This is a genomic window from Leucobacter sp. wl10, from assembly GCF_003569785.1.
GTDB lineage: Bacteria > Actinomycetota > Actinomycetes > Actinomycetales > Microbacteriaceae > Leucobacter.
The window spans coordinates 145,657-162,041 of sequence record NZ_KZ983988.1; the positions used below are offsets into that span (position 1 = coordinate 145,657).

General features: G+C 69.6%; 15 protein-coding genes. 4 read left to right on the top strand and 11 right to left on the bottom strand.

The window, feature by feature from the left end:
* Positions 1 to 24: 24 nt before the first annotated feature.
* Positions 25 to 1,173 carry a 5-(carboxyamino)imidazole ribonucleotide synthase gene (locus D1J51_RS02920; protein WP_205547672.1) on the bottom strand — a complete coding sequence of 383 codons (1,149 nt, stop codon included), beginning with the start codon at positions 1,171 to 1,173 and terminating at the stop codon, positions 25 to 27.
* 151 nt (positions 1,174 to 1,324) lie between these two features.
* Here D1J51_RS02920 and D1J51_RS02925 point away from each other — a divergent pair, with 151 nt between their 5' ends.
* Positions 1,325 to 3,067 carry an MDR family MFS transporter gene (locus D1J51_RS02925; protein WP_119073679.1) on the top strand — a complete coding sequence of 581 codons (1,743 nt, stop codon included), beginning with the start codon at positions 1,325 to 1,327 and terminating at the stop codon, positions 3,065 to 3,067.
* Between the two features lie 10 nt (positions 3,068 to 3,077).
* Positions 3,078 to 3,647, top strand: a complete 570-nt coding sequence (locus tag D1J51_RS02930; RefSeq protein WP_119073680.1) for a MarR family winged helix-turn-helix transcriptional regulator — start codon at positions 3,078 to 3,080, stop codon at positions 3,645 to 3,647.
* An 18-nt stretch (positions 3,648 to 3,665) separates the two neighbouring features.
* Here D1J51_RS02930 and D1J51_RS02935 read toward each other — a convergent pair whose 3' ends face one another.
* From D1J51_RS02935 to D1J51_RS02955, 5 genes are all read right to left on the bottom strand, one after another.
* Positions 3,666 to 6,221 carry a LuxR C-terminal-related transcriptional regulator gene (locus tag D1J51_RS02935; RefSeq protein ID WP_119073681.1) on the bottom strand — a complete coding sequence of 852 codons (2,556 nt, stop codon included), beginning with the start codon at positions 6,219 to 6,221 and terminating at the stop codon, positions 3,666 to 3,668.
* A gap of 147 nt (positions 6,222 to 6,368) precedes the next feature.
* Positions 6,369 to 7,217 carry a phosphonate ABC transporter, permease protein PhnE gene (gene phnE, locus D1J51_RS02940; protein ID WP_240422822.1) on the bottom strand — a complete coding sequence of 283 codons (849 nt, stop codon included), beginning with the start codon at positions 7,215 to 7,217 and terminating at the stop codon, positions 6,369 to 6,371.
* A gap of 10 nt (positions 7,218 to 7,227) precedes the next feature.
* Positions 7,228 to 8,010 (bottom strand): phosphonate ABC transporter ATP-binding protein, encoded by a 783-nt coding sequence (locus D1J51_RS02945; RefSeq protein WP_240422824.1) that lies wholly within the window; start codon positions 8,008 to 8,010, stop codon positions 7,228 to 7,230.
* Positions 8,010 to 8,924, bottom strand: a complete 915-nt coding sequence (locus D1J51_RS02950; protein ID WP_119073683.1) for a phosphate/phosphite/phosphonate ABC transporter substrate-binding protein — start codon at positions 8,922 to 8,924, stop codon at positions 8,010 to 8,012. Before D1J51_RS02950 ends, D1J51_RS02945 begins: the two co-directional genes overlap by 1 nt.
* A gap of 33 nt (positions 8,925 to 8,957) precedes the next feature.
* The gene (locus tag D1J51_RS02955) at positions 8,958 to 10,094 is read right to left on the bottom strand and encodes a TIGR03364 family FAD-dependent oxidoreductase (protein ID WP_119073684.1); all 1,137 of its coding nucleotides are present in this window, start codon (positions 10,092 to 10,094) and stop codon (positions 8,958 to 8,960) included.
* Between the two features lie 164 nt (positions 10,095 to 10,258).
* On the opposite strand from D1J51_RS02955, the gene D1J51_RS02960 reads away from it, so the two are divergent.
* Complete coding sequence (locus tag D1J51_RS02960; RefSeq protein ID WP_119073685.1) at positions 10,259 to 11,038, top strand: GntR family transcriptional regulator; 780 nt, start codon at positions 10,259 to 10,261, stop codon at positions 11,036 to 11,038.
* Between the two features lie 100 nt (positions 11,039 to 11,138).
* Positions 11,139 to 11,837, top strand: coding sequence for a phosphonatase-like hydrolase (locus D1J51_RS02965; RefSeq protein WP_119073686.1), 699 nt, complete (start codon positions 11,139 to 11,141; stop codon positions 11,835 to 11,837).
* Between the two features lie 24 nt (positions 11,838 to 11,861).
* Here the strand turns inward: D1J51_RS02965 and D1J51_RS02970 are convergent, their stop codons facing one another.
* From D1J51_RS02970 to D1J51_RS02990, 5 genes are all read right to left on the bottom strand, one after another.
* Positions 11,862 to 12,557 (bottom strand): endonuclease/exonuclease/phosphatase family protein, encoded by a 696-nt coding sequence (locus D1J51_RS02970; RefSeq protein ID WP_119073687.1) that lies wholly within the window; start codon positions 12,555 to 12,557, stop codon positions 11,862 to 11,864.
* A 172-nt stretch (positions 12,558 to 12,729) separates the two neighbouring features.
* The gene (locus D1J51_RS02975) at positions 12,730 to 13,545 is read right to left on the bottom strand and encodes an ABC transporter permease (RefSeq protein WP_162903637.1); all 816 of its coding nucleotides are present in this window, start codon (positions 13,543 to 13,545) and stop codon (positions 12,730 to 12,732) included.
* A 124-nt stretch (positions 13,546 to 13,669) separates the two neighbouring features.
* Entirely contained in the window at positions 13,670 to 14,683 is a 1,014-nt protein-coding gene (locus tag D1J51_RS02980; RefSeq protein ID WP_119073689.1) for an ABC transporter permease, read from the bottom strand.
* A gap of 81 nt (positions 14,684 to 14,764) precedes the next feature.
* Complete coding sequence (locus tag D1J51_RS02985; protein ID WP_119073690.1) at positions 14,765 to 16,027, bottom strand: ABC transporter substrate-binding protein; 1,263 nt, start codon at positions 16,025 to 16,027, stop codon at positions 14,765 to 14,767.
* Positions 15,973 to 16,365 (bottom strand): hypothetical protein, encoded by a 393-nt coding sequence (locus D1J51_RS02990; RefSeq protein WP_119073691.1) that lies wholly within the window; start codon positions 16,363 to 16,365, stop codon positions 15,973 to 15,975. Before D1J51_RS02990 ends, D1J51_RS02985 begins: the two co-directional genes overlap by 55 nt.
* Positions 16,366 to 16,385: the final 20 nt, after the last annotated feature.

Here is a 16,385-nt window from a genome sequence, read left to right on the forward strand (position 1 = left end):
CCCGCGCGCGGGCGGGATCCCGGCTCAGGCGAACGCGGCGGCCGTCGCCCGCGCCTCGGCGAGCACCTCGTGCAGGTGCTCGCCCGTCACCGTGACGTGCCCCACCTTGCGGCCGGGCCGGGGCTGCTTGCCGTAGCTGTGCACCTTGGCGCGCGGGTGCTCGGCCAGCACTGCGGGGTAGCGCACCGGCATCGGTCCCTCGGGGGGGCCGCCGAGCACGTTCACCATGACCGCGACCGGCGCCGTCATCGACGTGTCGCCCAGCGGCAGGTCGGCGACGGCGCGCAGGTGCTGCTCGAACTGGCTGGTCACGGATCCCTCGATCGAGAAGTGCCCGGAGTTGTGGGGGCGCATCGCGAGCTCGTTCACCAGCACGCGGCCGTCGCGCGTCTCGAACATCTCGACGGCGAGCACTCCCGTGACCAGCACGCCCTCGGCGACCGCCGTGCCGATGCGCGCGGCCTCGACGAGCGTGGCGGGATCCTGCACGGGCGCGGGCGCGAGCACCTCGGCGCAGACGCCGTCGCGCTGAATCGTCTCGACCACGGGCCAGGTGCGGGTCTCGCCGCTCGGCCGCCGCGCCACCAGCTGCGAGAGCTCGCGCGTGAAATCGACGAGCTCTTCGGCGAGCAGCCGGCCCCCGCGGCCGTCCTCGGCCAGGGCGGTGAACCAGTCGCGCACCTCGGCGGCGTCCGAGACCACGCGCACCCCCTTGCCGTCGTAGCCGCCGCGGGCGGTCTTCACCACCGCGCGGCCGCCGCGGGCCTCGATGAAGCGCTGCAGCTGCGCCTCGTCCTCCACGGCCGCCCACGCCGGGATCGGCACGCCGAGCTCGCCCAGTTTCTCGCGCATGAGGATCTTGTCCTGCGCGTACTGCAGGGCGTCGGGGCGCGGGTGCACGGCGACGCCGCGTCGCTCGAGCTCGCGCAGGATCTCGCCCGGCACGTGCTCGTGGTCGAAGGTGACCACGTCGACGGCGCCGGCGAAGGCGTAGACGGTCTCGGAATCCCGGTAGTCCCCCACCGCGTCGGCGGCACGCTCCGCGCTGGAGCCCTCGGTCTCGGCCAGCACGCTGATGCCGAGGCCCAGGTGCAGGGCCGGCGGCACCATCATGCGGGCGAGCTGCCCGCCCCCGATCACGCCGATCCTGATGCTGCCGCTCTCCACGCCCATGCCGTCCATTCTGCCCTACCCGTGCCGGGCGCCGGCGCACGGCTCCGGCGGCGCGATCCCGAAGTTGGTTGACACAGATCAACCAACTGTATATAGTTGATATCCGTCAACTAAGCAGCGATCCCGCACCACGAAAGACTCCACACTCCGAATGGCACAGACCCAGACCCAGCAGCTCCCGCCCGCCGAGGGCGTGCTCACCGGGCGCGCGAAGAACCTCGCACTCACCGGACTCTTCCTCAGCATGGCCGTGTCCATGCTCTCGATGACCGTCGTCGGCACCTCGATGCCCATCATCATCGCCGACCTCGGCGGCGACCAGGCCGCCTTCACCTGGGTCGTCACGGCGACGATGCTCGCCAGCGCGATCTCGACGCCCATCTGGGGCAAGCTCGCCGACCTCACGAGCAAGAAGGCGCTGCTGCAGGCATCGCTCGTCATCTTCACCGTCGGCTCGGCCCTCGCGGGGATAGCGCAGGATCCCGGCTGGCTCATCGCCTTCCGAGTGCTGCAGGGGCTCGGAGCCGGCGGCCTCGGCGCGCTCGGCCAGATCGTGCTCGCCGAGATCATCAGCCCGCGCGAGCGCGGCAAGTACATGGGGATCATGGGCGCCATCATGGCCGTCTCCACCGTGGGCGGCCCCCTGCTCGGCGGGGGGATCACCGACGCCATCGGCTGGCGCTGGAACTTCTACGTGGCAGCCCCCATCGCGGTCGTCGCGATCATCGTGCTGCAGCAGACCCTGCATCTGCACACCGAGAAGCGGAGGGTGCGCATCGACTACCTCGGCGCCGCGCTCATCTCGACCGGGTTCGCCAGCCTGCTCATCTGGGTGACCCTCGGCGGCGCCCAGTTCGACTGGTGGTCGTGGGAGACGCTCGCGATGGTCGGCGGCGGCCTGCTGCTGCTCGTCCTCGCCGTCGTCGTCGAACTGCGCACCCCGGAACCCCTGCTGCCGCTCAACCTGTTCAGGAACCGCACCTTCACCATGGCGGTCATCGCGTCGATCGCGGTCGGCCTCGCCATGTTCGGCACCTCGATCTTCCTGGGCCAGTACATGCAGCTCGCGCGCGGCAAGACCCCCACCGAGTCGGGCCTGCTCACCATCCCGATGATGGCCGGCCTGCTGCTGGCGTCGACACTGGTCGGCCAGATCATCTCGCGCACGGGCAAGTGGAAGCGCTACATGGTCGCCGGCTCGTTCATCATGCTCGCCGGCCTCGTGATGATGGGGCAGCTGCGCTACGACACCTCGTTCTGGTTCGTGGGCGTCGCGATGTTCGTGCTGGGCGCGGGCGTCGGCATGTGCATGCAGAACCTCGTGCTCGTGGTGCAGAACACGGTCTCCCCCGACGAGCTCGGCGTGTCGAGCTCGGCCGTCACCTTCTTCCGCACCATCGGCGGCACGGCGGGCATGTCGGCGATGGGCGCGATGCTCTCGCAGCAGGTCGTCGAGTTCGTCAAGGAGGGCCTCGCGGCGCTCGCCAAGACCGATCCCGCCGCTCTGGCCGGAGCCGACCGGCTGTCGGGCGGCGCCATCCCGAAGATCGCCGAGCTCACAGCACCGATCCGCGAGGTCGTCGAGAACGCCTACGGCCACGCCATCGGCAACGCGTTCCTGGCCGCCTCGCCCGTCGCCCTCGTGGCGATCATCGCGATCGCGCTGATCCCGAATCTCCCGCTCAGCACGAAGAGCGCCGCGCAGCAGCGCGCCGAGATGGAGCGCGACGCGATGCCGGCCGCCGGCGCCGTCAGCATGGTCGACGACCACTCCTTCGACGAGGCGATCAAGGTCGCGACCGGGGCCGTCCCCGTGGGCGGGGCGCCGGCGAGGGAGGGATCCGGGGAGGCGCGCGACGACCGCCGCTTCCGCGGTTCCGACGAGGGTCGGTAGGATCGGGTCCGTGCACGCGCAGAGCGACCCGGATCGGCGGACCCCGGGCGAAGGATCGGGTTCCGGTTCTTCGCCCGAGGATGAGCAGATCTCGGCCATCATCTCCGAGTTCTCCGAGTTCTTCGCCTTCACCCGAAGCCGCTGGTCGAGCTACGCGAACGACGTGCACGCCGACTTGAAGGGCGTCGGGCTGATGATGATGCAGCTGGTGCTGAGAAAGGGGCCGGTCACCGCGACCGGCATCAGCCAGATGCTCGACATGGACAAGGCCCTGGTGAGCCGCCAGATCGCGAAGCTGCGAGAGCTCGGCTTCGTGGCCGCCGAGCCGGCGCCGGAGGATCGCCGGGTCGTGCTGCTCACCGCGACCCCCCGCGCACAGGAGCTCATGTCCCAGCTGCGCGAGCGCTGGGCGCACCTCTACCACGAGCGCTTCGAGGGGTGGAGCATCGGCGAACTGGAGCAGCTGCGCAGGAGCCTCCACCGCTTCAATACGGCAGGCGGGGAGCTGCCGCAGGACGGGCCGGCGACGCGGTGCGCGCGCGGGCGCGGGGGCGGAGCGGGGTCGGATCCCGAGACCTGATCGCCCGTCCGCCGCGGTTCACGCTTCCGGATCGGCGGGCACCAGTCGCATCTCGCGGGCGCGCTCGACGGCCTCCGCACGGCCCACGACCTTGAGCTTGCGGTAGATCCGCCTGAGATGGAACTTGACGGTGTTCTCGGTGATGAAGAGCTGGTCGGCGATCCTCGGCAGCGTGAGCCCCGTCGCGAGGACCTCGAGGGTGCGGAGCTCGGCCCTGGTGAGCGGATCGAACGTCTCCGCGCGCATCGTCGCGGGAAGGCCCTCGACCTCCGCGACGAGGTCGGCCTCCCCGGCGTCGCGCGCGGCCCGGGCGATCGCGACGGCCGCCTTGTACGGCACCGCGCCGAGCAGCTGCCCGAGACCGAGTTCGCGCATGAGCCGCCCGGCCTCGGAGAAGCGCTCGACGGCGCGCTCGGCGTCGCCCCCGGCCCAGTGCGCGGCCGCCGCGACGAGCATCCCCTCGATGCGCTGCCGGTGCGAGAGCCGCAGGTCGGCGGTCTGCTCGGTGCGCCGCAGCGCGCCGTCGGCGTCGCCCCGGTAGAGCAGCAGCAGCGCGCCCGCCAGCACGACGTCGGGGTGCGGCTGCGGCAGCGCATCGAGCAGGCGCCCCGCCTCCGCGTAATTGCCGACGCGCACGTGCAGGCGCGCGGCGTGCGCGGAGAGCGCGCAGCGCAGGTAGAGCGTGGCCGGCAGACCGCCCTGCGCCTCGGCCCTGCGCCGCTCGAGCAGTTCGATCGCGGCGCACGGTCCGTCGCACAGCTCGCGCGCCCGCGCCTCCGCGATCACGAGCAGCGGCCACTGCTCGATCCGGTGCAGCATGCCGTGCCCGGCCTCGAGCGCGGCCGAGGCGCGCTCCGCGTCGCCCCGCTCGATCGCGATCAGCGCCTCGGCGAGCACCACGTTGAACCCGCTGAACTGCGGAGCCTCGATACCGGCCCGTTCGCTCAGCATCCGCCCCCGCCTCAGGTGCTCCTCGGCCGCCCGCAGGTCGCCGGCGGTCGCCGTGACCGCGGCGACGCCGTTCCAGCCGCGAAGCGCCTCGAAGTCGATCCCGTAGCGCTCGGCCATCTCGACGGCGCGCCGGTAGCCCCGCTCGCCGAGCTCCAGATCCCCCGCGACCAGGCCGGCGAGGCCGAGCGCGGCGAAGAGCAGCGGGAGGGTGAAGCGGTAGCTCGACAGGCGACCCTCCGGCACCTGCCCGATCCTCGTCTCGGCGTCGCGGCTGATGCGCAGCGCCTCCGCGCCGTCCCCGCGCATGCGCTCCGCGACGAGCAGCAGGCCGATCGCGGCGATGTTCTGCTCGTAGTTGCCCTCGCGGAGCTCGCTCCGGATGGAGGTCCGCAGCCACTGGTGGAGCTGCTCGGTGCGCTGATCCGGCGCCTCGTGCTCCGGCCCCACCAAGTACAGCGCCGCGCCGATCAGCACCGGGTAGCCGCGGAGCGTCTGGTCCGGGATCCGCTGCAGGCGCTGGATCACGCCGCTGCCCGGGTGCAGGATCTCCAGGAAGTAGCGGGCGAGCAGACGCGAGACGCCGTCGTACTCCTCGGCGTCGAGCAGCTGCATGGCGGCCGCGGGTGAGTCGTCGCGGCCGAGATCCGCCGCGTGACGCAGCCGGATCGCGCGCGCATCGTCGCCGAACTCCTGCAGCGCGAGCGGGCCGAGCGGGCCGGCGAGCCCATCATGGCACCGGTAGCGCGTCGTGTGCTCCCAGAAGCTCTCCTGCAGCAGCCCCCGCTCGCACAGCTCCCGCGCCGTGCGTTCGGCCCCCTCCGGCTCCTCGCCGATGAGCTCGGCGAGCAGCTCGACGCTGATCCCGGGGCAGAGCACCGCCCCGAGGAGCGCGCGCCTGGCCCCGGGCGCCGTCATCTCGTCGAGCAGCTGGCGGCCGAAGACGGCGAGGGTGCGCGCGCTGTCGCGCGGACCCGCGCCCTCGGAGAGCCGCTGCAGCATCGTCCGCATCATCACCGGCCAGCCGTGGGCCCTCCGGTGCAGCTGGGCGATGTACTCGAGATCGACGACCCCGTAGAGGGCCGCGAGCGCGACGCTCTCGTGCTCCGTCAGCGAGAGCTGCTCGCCGGAGAGCAGCGTCACGCCGACGCGGCTGCTGACGAGAGGCCCGTCGAGCGCGGTGAACCGGCGGCCGAGCACTGCGAGGTAGAGCCGGTCGCTGCGCTCCAGGAGCCTCGCCAGCGAGAGGTCGAGCTCGCCGGAGGTGACGCGCTCGTAGTCGTCGATCACCAGTGCGATCGGGCGTCGGAGCCCGGTGAGGATCCGATCGACGTCGTCACGCACCTGCGACAGCTCGCGCCGCCGATCGTCGCCGCCCAGCGACTCCCGGATCCGGTACCAGATGAGGCGGGGGTCGCTCCCGGGCTCGGCCGAGCGCACCCAGCGCAGATCGATGTCCGCCGCCTCGCGGAGCTCCTCCGCCCAGTGCGCGGCGGCCGTGGTCTTGCCGAATCCGGCGGGCGCGCGCAGCAGTGTCAGGGGCGAGAGCTCGTCGGGCGACCCTCCGATGAGCTCGGTGATGCGCCCGCGGCGAAGCGCGGGAAAGCGCAGGGCTGGCGTGTCCATGTCCTCCCTCACCCGAGCCCACGACCGCCGGCGCCTCTACGCGCCATCGATCGAAACGTGTCACAGCAACGCTTCCCCCTGCGCTCCAGTGTACCCCTCTCGCCGAGGGCCGACGGCCGGCGGGCGCCCCGGCCGACCGGTGCGCCGCTACTGCAGTCGCTTGCGGATCCAGGCGGAGGCGAGGTCGACCGCGACGATCACGACGAGGATGATGATGAGGTAGGTGAGCATCTCGTCGAACTGGAAGGTCTTGATGGCCTTGTTGATGAGCAGACCGATACCGCCGGCGCCGACGAGGCCCAGCACGAGCGACGACCGCACGTTCACGTCGAACCGGTAGAGCAGCAGGCCGGTGAGCTGCGGGAGCACGGTCGGGATCGTGGCGTTCGCGACCACCTGCCAGCGGCTCGCCCCGGCGGTGCGCAGCGCCTGTTCGGGGCCCGGGTCGATGTCCTCCATCGCCTCCGACCAGAGCTTGCCCATCACCCCGGTGTTGTGGCAGATGAGCGCGAGCACGCCGGCGAAGGGCCCGAGGCCCACGGCGGTCACGAAGACGAGCGCGAACACGATGTCGGGCACGGCGCGGAGGAACGAGAGGATCCCGCGCGCGATCTGGTAGACGAAGCCGTTGGGCGAGGTGGTGCGCGCGCCGAGCACGGCGAGCAGCAGCGCGAACGGCACCGACATGGTCGTGCCGAGCAGGCCGATCCAGAGCGTGGTGAGCGCGCCCTCGACCCCCTGCCGCAGCACTTCGGAGCCGAAGTCGGGCGGAAACGCCTCGGATATGAAGTTGAACATGCCCCTGGCGCCGGTGACGAGCGCCTCGGGCTCGAAGTCGGTGGCCTGGAAGGCCAGCACGTGCAGCACGAGCAGCACCGCGATGATCGCGGTCCAGGATCCGGCGCGATAGGGCGTGCGCGGATCCCGGGGCACGGCGGGCGGATGCTGAGCGCGCTTCGAGTGCTCGGGGCGCTCGCGGGTGAGTGCGTCGGTCACGGGCGGATCCTCACGGGTACAGGGACGCCAGTTCGGCGTCGTCGATCTCATCGGTGGGGGCGTCGAAGACGAGGGCGCCTCCGCGCAGGCCGATGACGCGGTGCGCGTAGGCGCGGGCGAGGTGCGGCTGGTGCAGCACCGCGGCGACCCCGAGATTCTCCTCGATCGCGAGCTCGCGCAGCAGACGCATGACGTCGTCTGCGGCCCTGGGGTCGAGCGCCGAGACGGGTTCGTCGGCGAGGATCATGCGGGGGCGCTGGCAGAGCGCGCGGGCGATGGCCACGCGCTGCTGCTGGCCGCCCGAGAGGCTGCCCGCGCGGTCGTGGGCGCGATCCGAGAGCCCCACGCGGTCGAGACAGGCCATGGCCTCCTCCTTCAGCCCGCGCGGGAAGAGCGGGGGAAGCGAGCGCCACCCCGGCAGCCGGGCGAAGCCGCCGGCGCAGACGTTGTGCAGCACCGTGCGGCGCCGCACCAGGTGAATCTTCTGGAACACGGTCGCGGCGGTGCGCCTGGCCTCGGCTCGGCGCTGGGGGCTGGCCTCGGTGAGGCGGACCCCGGCGATCACGATGTCGCCGGAGTCCGCCTCGATGAGGCCGTTCACCGCGCGCAGGGTGGTCGACTTGCCCGAGCCGTTGGCCCCGAGAAAGGCGACGACCTCGCCGGAGTGCACGCGCATGCTCAGGTCCCTGAGCACGACGCGGTCGCCGAAGCTCTTGGAGATGGCCTGCACGTCGAGCAGCACCTCTCTCGTGCGCTCGGCCGGGGCGGTTTCGCCCTGCACGGCGGCGATCATCAGACGTCCTTCTCCGTGAGGCCCATGAGCTCGGCGAGGTCGAAGAGCGGCTGATAGGTGCTGTCGTCGACCGCGATGAGCGGACCGGCGGGATCGACGCCCAGGAAGGCGCCGACCTGCTCGACGTCCTCGGCCGAGAGGCTCAGCAGCGCGCTCTCCACGGCGTCCTGGAACTCCTGCGGCAGGTTGCCGCGCACCGTGATCGGGTCGTTCGGGATCGGCTCCGACTTCCAGATCTGGCGGAACCTGGACTCGTCGAAGGTGCCCTCCGCCTTCGCGGTCGCGAGGGTCTGCGAGTTGATCTGGGCCGCGTCGACCGTGCCGTTGACGAGCGAGAGCAGCGCCTCCGGGTGCCCGCCGGCGTAGTCCCACTGCACCTCGTCCTCGATGCCGGCCTCGACCAGCCCCGACATCGGCAGGGCGTCGCCCGAGGTCGACCCCGGGCTCCCCAGCGCCAGCGTGCGGCCCTTGAGGTCCTCGATGGTCTGGATGTCGGAGTCTTTCGGCACCCAGATGCCCCCGGTGTAGGTGGTGGGGTTGCCGTCGGCGTCGCCGAAGGAGACCATGGCCTTGGCGTCGGCGCGCTGGCTGGCGAAGACGAAGCCGAGCGGGCCGAACTGGGCGATCTCGAGCTGATCGTTCTCCATCGCGAGCACCTCGGCCGCGTAGTCCTCGGTGATGCTGACCTCGACGGGGCAGTTGAGCTTCTCGGAGAGGGCTCCGGCGAGCACCTGGTAGGCGGGCTCGAGGCGTTCGGGGTCCTCGTAGGGCAGGATGCCGAAGCGGATCCTGCCGCCGGGGCAGGTGGGGGAGGCCTCCGCCGACGCGGTGGTGTCCGCGGAGGTCGAGCAGCCGGCCAGGCCGAAGCCCAGCAGGGCGACCGCCGAGGCGGCGATGATGGTGGTCTTCTTCACGGTTCTCCTTGGATGTGTGCGATGAGAGGAGGTTCAGAGGCCGGCGATGGTGCGGGCCCCGACTGCGAGGCCCACGGTCATGCCGGTGCCGGTGGTCACCGAGACCGCGGTGACTCCGGGGATCGGGTTGACCCGCAGGATGTCCTGCCTGCGGCTCGTGGCGTACACACCCTGCCAGCGCTCGAGCACCTCGAGCCTCGGGGCGCCGAGCACGGCGGCGACCTCGTCGAGCAGGATCTGCGACCAGCGCTCGTCGAGGAACGGCGGCGCCGTATCGTGACCGGCGTGGGAGTCGCCCACGATGAGGGTGCCGTCGACCTGCTGAGTGAACATCACGTTGGCGTCGATCTGCAGCAGCTCGGGGCGCTCGGCCGCGATCTCGGCGCGCAGCGCCTCGAGGGCGGGCCCGGCGAAGGCGCCGTATCGCAGCATCGAGGTGCCCGTGAGCACGGCCGGGCCGATCCCCATCGCGTGCGGGGCCCGCACCCGCGCCATCTGCAGCGCGCACTCGCGCACCCCGCCCCGGTCGGCGAGTTCGGGGAAGAGCCGCCCGACGAGGTGCCCGGCGGCGACGATCACGTGATCCGCCTCGACGAGACCCCGGCTCGTCTCGACGGCGCCGACGCCGACGCCGCGCGCGGTCGTCGCGAAGCGCACCTCCCCTCGCTCGTGGGCGTGCACCCACGCCGCGATGCGCGCCACCGCGGTACGCGGGTCGGCGGTGAGATCCCGGGGCAGGAGGAGACCCGCGAGCGGCCGGGCCGCCCCAGTCGCGGCGACGCGGTCGAGATGCAGCGCCCGGGCGGCCTCGGCGCCGGTCAGCAGGCGCGCGTCCTCCGGAGCGCGCTCCGCCGCGAACTCCTGCAGCACGGCCTCCTCGGCCGCGCTGCGCGCGACCACGAGCGTGCCGGATCGCCGCGCCTCCACGCCCGCCCGCTCCGCGAGCGACCACCAGAGGGGCAGCGCCTCCCGCGCCAGCTCGCCCAGCTCACCGGCCTGCACGGAGACGCCGACGTGGCCGAAGTTGCGCAGGCTCGCGAGCACGGCGACGGCGTCCTGCTCGATCACCGTGACGCGGTATCCCGCGTCGAGCGCCGCCACGGCGTGCGCCAGTCCGACGATGCCGGCGCCGACGATCGCGAGGCGCGGAGCGAGGTTCGCTGAGGTCATGCATCGATCGTGCGGCCGAAAAGTAGTCATAACAACTTTTATGAGCGCTGTTCTTCGAGCGTTCACCGAGACGCCGATCCCGACCCCGGACGGCCATCGAGCATTCACCCTCCCTTCACCCGGGAGTCCTCCTGACTAGTCAAGACAACTTATAGGCTTGCCGCATGACCGAGAACTCGCCCCTCCACGCCCAGCTGTACGCGGAGATGGTGCAGCGCATTCGCACCGGAGTCTGGCAGCCCGGCGACCGCGTGCCCAGCGAGAAGTCGCTCATCGCCGAGTTCGGCACCTCGCGCGGTCCCGTGCGCCAGGCCCTGGCCGCACTGCGGTCAGAGGGCATGATCGTCGGCGGCCGCGGAGCCCCGCCCCGAGTGCAGCGCACGGCGCCCGCCCAGTCGTTCGACACCTTCATGTCGTTCACCGAGTGGGCCCGCGACCTCGGCATGGCGCCGGGCCAGCGGGTGATCGAGGCGAGCCGACGCCCCGCCACCGAGGAGATCGCCCAGGAGCTGCAGCTCCCGCCCGACGCCACGGTGGTCGAGATCATCAGGCTGCGCCTGCTCGACGACAAGCCCGCGATGCTCGAGCGATCCCTCTTCCCCCACGAGATCGGCAAGCAGCTGCTCCCCGCCGATCTCGACAACGGCAGCATCTACCAGACGCTGCGTCGGGTGGGCGTGGTGCCGGTGCGCGCCCGCCACGTGATCGATGCGATCGCGGCGCACCCGCTCGAGGTGGAGCAGTTGCACGTCGCCCCGGGGGCTCCGCTCCTGCGCGTGCGGCGCCTCGCCTACGACGAATCGGGCACCGTCGTCGAGACCGCGGACGACCGCTACCTGCCCTCGATGGCCGCATTCATCGTCGAGAACACCGTCGAGCGCCGCGCACCGCTGAGCCGGCAGGCGGCGAACACCACCGCCGATCTGTTCGAGCACGACGACTGACCCCCTCCCCGCCGCATCGGCCCTCCCGCGCTCCCCTCTGACTCCAGGTGCGGAGTGCGGCGGCCGCATCCCGACACCCATAGCGCCTAAGGAGAATCGCATGATCACCCTCGCCGTCTTCGACATGGCGGGCACCACCATCGACGACGGGGGCGCCGTCTACGAGGCGCTGCGGCGCGCGGTCGAGGAGACGGGCGTCAACGTCACCCCAGCCGACCTGCAGGCCTGGATGGGCACCGAGAAGCGCGCCGCCATCGCCGCGCTCATCGAGCTCGGCGGCGGAGACCCCGCGCTCCCCGGCAGGGTGGACACGGCGTTCGACCGCTTCCGATCGATCCTCGACGGGCTCTACGCCGGCGCTCCCCCCGCACCCATCGACGGCGTACCCGAGACCATCGCCGCCCTGCGCGCCTCGGGCGTCAAGGTGGCGCTCACCACGGGCTTCTCCGTGGACGTGGCCGGAAGGATCCTCGAGCAGCTGGGCTGGGTCGTGGGCTCGGACGAGGGACCGCTGCAGCTCGACGCCCTCGTGTGCGGCGACGAGGTCGCCGCGGGCCGCCCCGCGCCGTACATGATCCACCGAGCCATGGAGCGCACCGGCACCCTCGACGTCGCCGAGGTGCTCGTCGCCGGCGACACGGCCGTCGACGTGCAGGCGGGCGCCCGCTCGGGCGCCGCGATCACCGTCGGCGTGCTCTCGGGCAAGCTCGACCGCGACGCGTTCGAGGGGCAACCGTACACGACGCTGCTCGGATCCGTCGCCGAGATCCCGGCCTACCTCGCGACCGGCGGCGCGTAGCGCGAGCGGCCCGACGGTCCGGGGCTAGGCGGGGACCGGAACGAGCGTGTCCTCGCGCAGCGCGGCCGACACGAGGATCGGCAGGTGGTCGGAGAGGCCGCGGCCGAGCGTCTGCACGCTCTTGATGTCGAGCCCCGAGGAGGTCGCGAAGTCGAAGTGCCCGCGGAACATCTTGTAGCGGGTGTAGGTGCGCTTGTCGCTCAGGCTGAGCTCGTAGCCGTGGTTGCGCATCTCGGTGTCGAGGCGCCCCTTGAACACCGGGTAGTTGTAATCGCCCACCATGAGGGCGGGCAGCCCGGGGCCCAGCTGCCGCAGCTCGCCGAGCGCGGCGTGGATCTGGTGCCGGCGCAGCGAGTTGAGCGCTGTGAGCGGGGCCGCGTGGAAGGAGGCGACCACGAGGTCGCGCTCGGTCTCGAGGTCGTGCAGCCGCGCACCGAGCAACCGTTCATGGGCCGGAGCGAGCATGCGGTCGTGCAGTGACTTCTTCAGCTGGAACGCGTGCGCCGAACGTGTGCGGAATCGCTCCTCGCGCACGTACATCGCGAGCCCGAGCCGGTTGCGCTCCGTGGCGTGCACGAGGTGCATGTGCCCGAGACGAGCGGGCAGCGCCACCGACTCGGCCTCCTGCAGGCACAGCACGTCGGCCTCGTGCTCGTCGGCCAGGGCGCCGATCTCGGCCAGGGCTCGATTCTTGCGCAGGTTGTAGCTGATGATCTTCATGCCGCGCCCTTTCTCGGGTCTCGCTACTCCGACCTTCACCACCATACGCCCGAGAAGCTGAATGTCGGGCGAAGTACGGCTTGGAGCCACGTAATCCTGGGAGCCGCGACATTCGGATACGGATCTGGCCGGGCTTCTGATATAGAATAAGGACCGCAGAAAACCACTGAGGCTATCCGGGTTTGCGCGCCCGGTTCACGCTCCTGATGATGAGCAGCGAGCCGAGCATCGACACGCTCGCGATCAGGAAGAGGATCACGCCGACGACATCCACCTGCGTGGGCAACTGGCGTCTGAGCAAGCCGAAGAGCCAAGTTGGGAACATTGGGGTGTTGCCCGCAGTGAAGTTAGTGAGCACGAAATCGTCGAGCGATAGTGCGAAGACGAGCAGTGAGCCCGACAGGACGGACGGCCAGACGAGTGGGAACGTGACCGTGCGGAACACTGTCGCGGAGGATGCGCCGAGATCGGCAGCAGCCTCTTCGAACCGGCTGTCGAGCTCAACGAACCTCGTGCGGGTCGTGACGATGACGTATCCGATACCGAAGGTGATGTGGGCGATCATCACCGAGGAGATCCCGAGCGGGTACAGCAGCCCCTCCGGCAGGATCGAGGCGAACGGTTCAAGCGCCGCAGAGGACACGAACAGGCTCAGCAGGCCCGCGCCGAGGATGATCTCGGGGGTGGCCAGCGGGATGAACGTGAACATACTCCAGAACTGCTTCGCGGGAAAACCCTTTCGAGTCAGCACGAACGACGCGATCGTGCCGAGCACGGCTGTCGCCGCCGCCGCGCACAGAGCGACGAGCACGCTGTTGCTCAGCGCTTCGAAGAGCTGCGGCACCCCAAAAGGGTCTAGCCACCCGTGTAGCGAGAACTCGTTCAGCCGGTAGTTGAAGCGGCCAGGCGCCCGGTTGAACGAGTAGACGATCATGACGAGCAGCGGAATGCTGACCAAGAAGGCCGTGATCCAGATGAACACGCGCATGCCCATCCCCGACGAGAACCTCGGTCTCTTCGCATAACTCTTCTGGGGATCTTTCAGGTCGCGCGGAATCACATCGAGCGCTCTCGTGTCGAGCGAGCTACGATCGGAGCGCTGCGATCCGGATTCAACCGACATAGTCGAACACCTTCTTCGCGCCGACGATTCTGACGTAGACGGCGATCATGACGAGCAGCAGCATGATGAGGAGCGCGGCGAGCGCGCTCGCACCGGTGAAGTCCCCTTGCACCAGGTACTTCTGCTGGATTACGTTGCCGATCATCTGAGTATTTGTGTTGCCGAGCAGCGACGCGTTCACGTAATCGCCGATGGCGGGGATGAGGCTGAGCAGTGCCGCACCCATGAGCCCGTTGCTGATGAGCGGGAAGAGCACCAGCGCGAACGTGGCAGAGATGAATCGTGCGGCGAGAGCCCCGCACAGCGTGACGACGACGAGGATCACAGCCACCGCCACGAGCCACGAGTCGTTCTCGTCGAACCTCAGCGCGAAGAACGCGAGCACGCACATGCCGAGACCGACCCCGGCTCCGACCCAGAAGCCGTTGCGCCCCCAGGGGCCCGAGTAGAGATCCTCGGCTGCCTCGCGCAGCGCCGGTGCCTGCTTGCTGAAGCTGATATAGACCGGCAAGAACACGAACGGGATCGATTGATAGGTCAGTGCCGCGACCACCGCAAAGGGAGTACCGACGATCGTGAACTGCTCATCGACGATCCCCAGCGCGCGCAGGAGACTGACGAGAGGCCCCTCGGAACCTAGGATCCGCTGCCAGGATATGATGCGGATGATGTAGCTCGTGAGGAACGGCATCAGCACCAGCGCCATCATCACGTTGCGGTAGCGGCCGCCGTGGTAGACAATCCCGTAGGCCAGCGGGATGGCGATGAGGAACGCGAGTGCGGTGGCAAGCACGCCTATGGTCAGCGAGTTGCGGATGTTCATCGCGTTCTGCATAAGCACTCGCTCGTAGTTGTCGAGCGTGAAGACATCGGGCGGACTCAGGAACCCACTTGCCACACTGCCCTCCGAGACCGACAGCATCAGCGAGTACAACAGCGGCAGTGCGAAGAACACCGCTAGCCAGAGCGCCGGGATGGCGAGGAGCAGCGACCTCACGGTCATCACCCGCCCCGTGCCCCGGGTCCGTCTCCGCAGCTTGGTCCCCATTGATGTCCGTCCTGCCATTCGGTTGCCTGCGTCGGTTCAGAGCCCTGTGGCCTCGGCCCAGAGACGGGAGACCTCCTCACGCTCCTTCTCGTTCCAGGCCGGAGGGTACACGTAGACGCGCTTGCGCAGTTCTTCGTCGAGGAAGATGGTCGGGTCGTTTACTAGGCTTGGATCGACCTTCTCCATCGCCTGGGCGACACCGTCAATCACAGGGTTCTGAAGGGTCCACGCCAAGAAGCTCGCGAACTGCTCGGGCTGGTAGAGGAAATTCATGAGTTCCTCGGATGCCCGGGGGTTCTCAGCGCCGATCGGGATGGCGAGGTAGTCGACATAGCCGGCGACCCCCTCCCGCGGGATCGCAAACTTGATGCCGTTCTCGCGGTTCGCGGCCACCGTCTGCGGCGAGGCGATCGCCGCCCAGAGGTCACCGGTCGCCAACTGCTGAGTGAAGTTCTCCCCCGACGATGTGCGCAGCTGACCCGACTTGATATGGGGGCGCAGGAAGTCGATGACGATCTTCGCCTCATCGACGGTCAGATTCGCAGGGTAGTTGGCGACTTCGCCAGTGGACTTGAGGAATACAGCCCATGAAGAGATCGTCGCGATGAACTCGGAGTAGAGCGCAACGCGGCCCTTCACTCGCGGGTCGAGCAGCTCTTCCCACGTCTCCACGCTGTTCGGGAAGTGTTTGTCGGCATAAGCGATACCGAGCGGCGCATGGTCGAAGGGCGTCATGTACTCGTTGCCCTTGAGCTGCTGAAACTCGGGGTACATGTACTCGGTGACGTTGGGGAGCGTCTTCTTATCGAGCCTCATGAGCCACTCGTTCTCCAGGAACACCGGCGCCACCGCACCGCTGAGCGAGATGAGGTCCCAACCGATCGGCAATCCGGCCTCGAACTGCGGCCTGACGGTCGATAGGAACGCCTGGGCATCAGTCATCGACTCGACGTAGTCGACACTGAGACCTGTCTCATCCTCGAACTGAGCGATCGAGTCGGGGTTGATCTCTCCCGGCCAGACCGTCCAACGGACGGTCCCGGTGGGGGCGACCTCCGGCCCCGGGGCTATTCGGAGCAGATCCGATGCGCCGACCGTCCCCTTCTTGGCCGTGGAGCAGGCGGTCAGCAGGAATCCGCTGGCGACGGCTGCACCCGTTCCGAGCAGAAAGCTGCGACGGCTGATGGTGGCGCTCATGAGTTGCCTCCTCGATGTGGTCCCGGCTGCCGATGGGCAGGGGACGATTACTTGTCTTGGATCTGGATGTAGAACTTCTTGATCGGACCATCCTGCAGCCATTCGCCCTCGTCCTCGCCGCTGTAGATGATCAGATCACCGCTATTGGCGGTGACCCGACGACCGTCCTTGTCGACGAGGGTGGCACTACCCTCGACGACCACGTCGATGCACTGACCGGACCCTGCGATCAAGCCGAGATCGGCCTCGCGCCTCCACACGCCGACCACGATGCGCTTGTCCCTTGATTCGAAGACGACTGCGTGCTCGCCGGGACCGGTGCCCTCGGGGCTGTGGTCGCCGGGAAGCTCGTGCGGGTATTCCTTCCATTCGATCGCCGGATCATCGATGCTGATGGTGTGCACGCCCTTGCTGACGGGGAACAAGACAGTCTGAGTCATGATGCGGGTTTCCTTTGCTT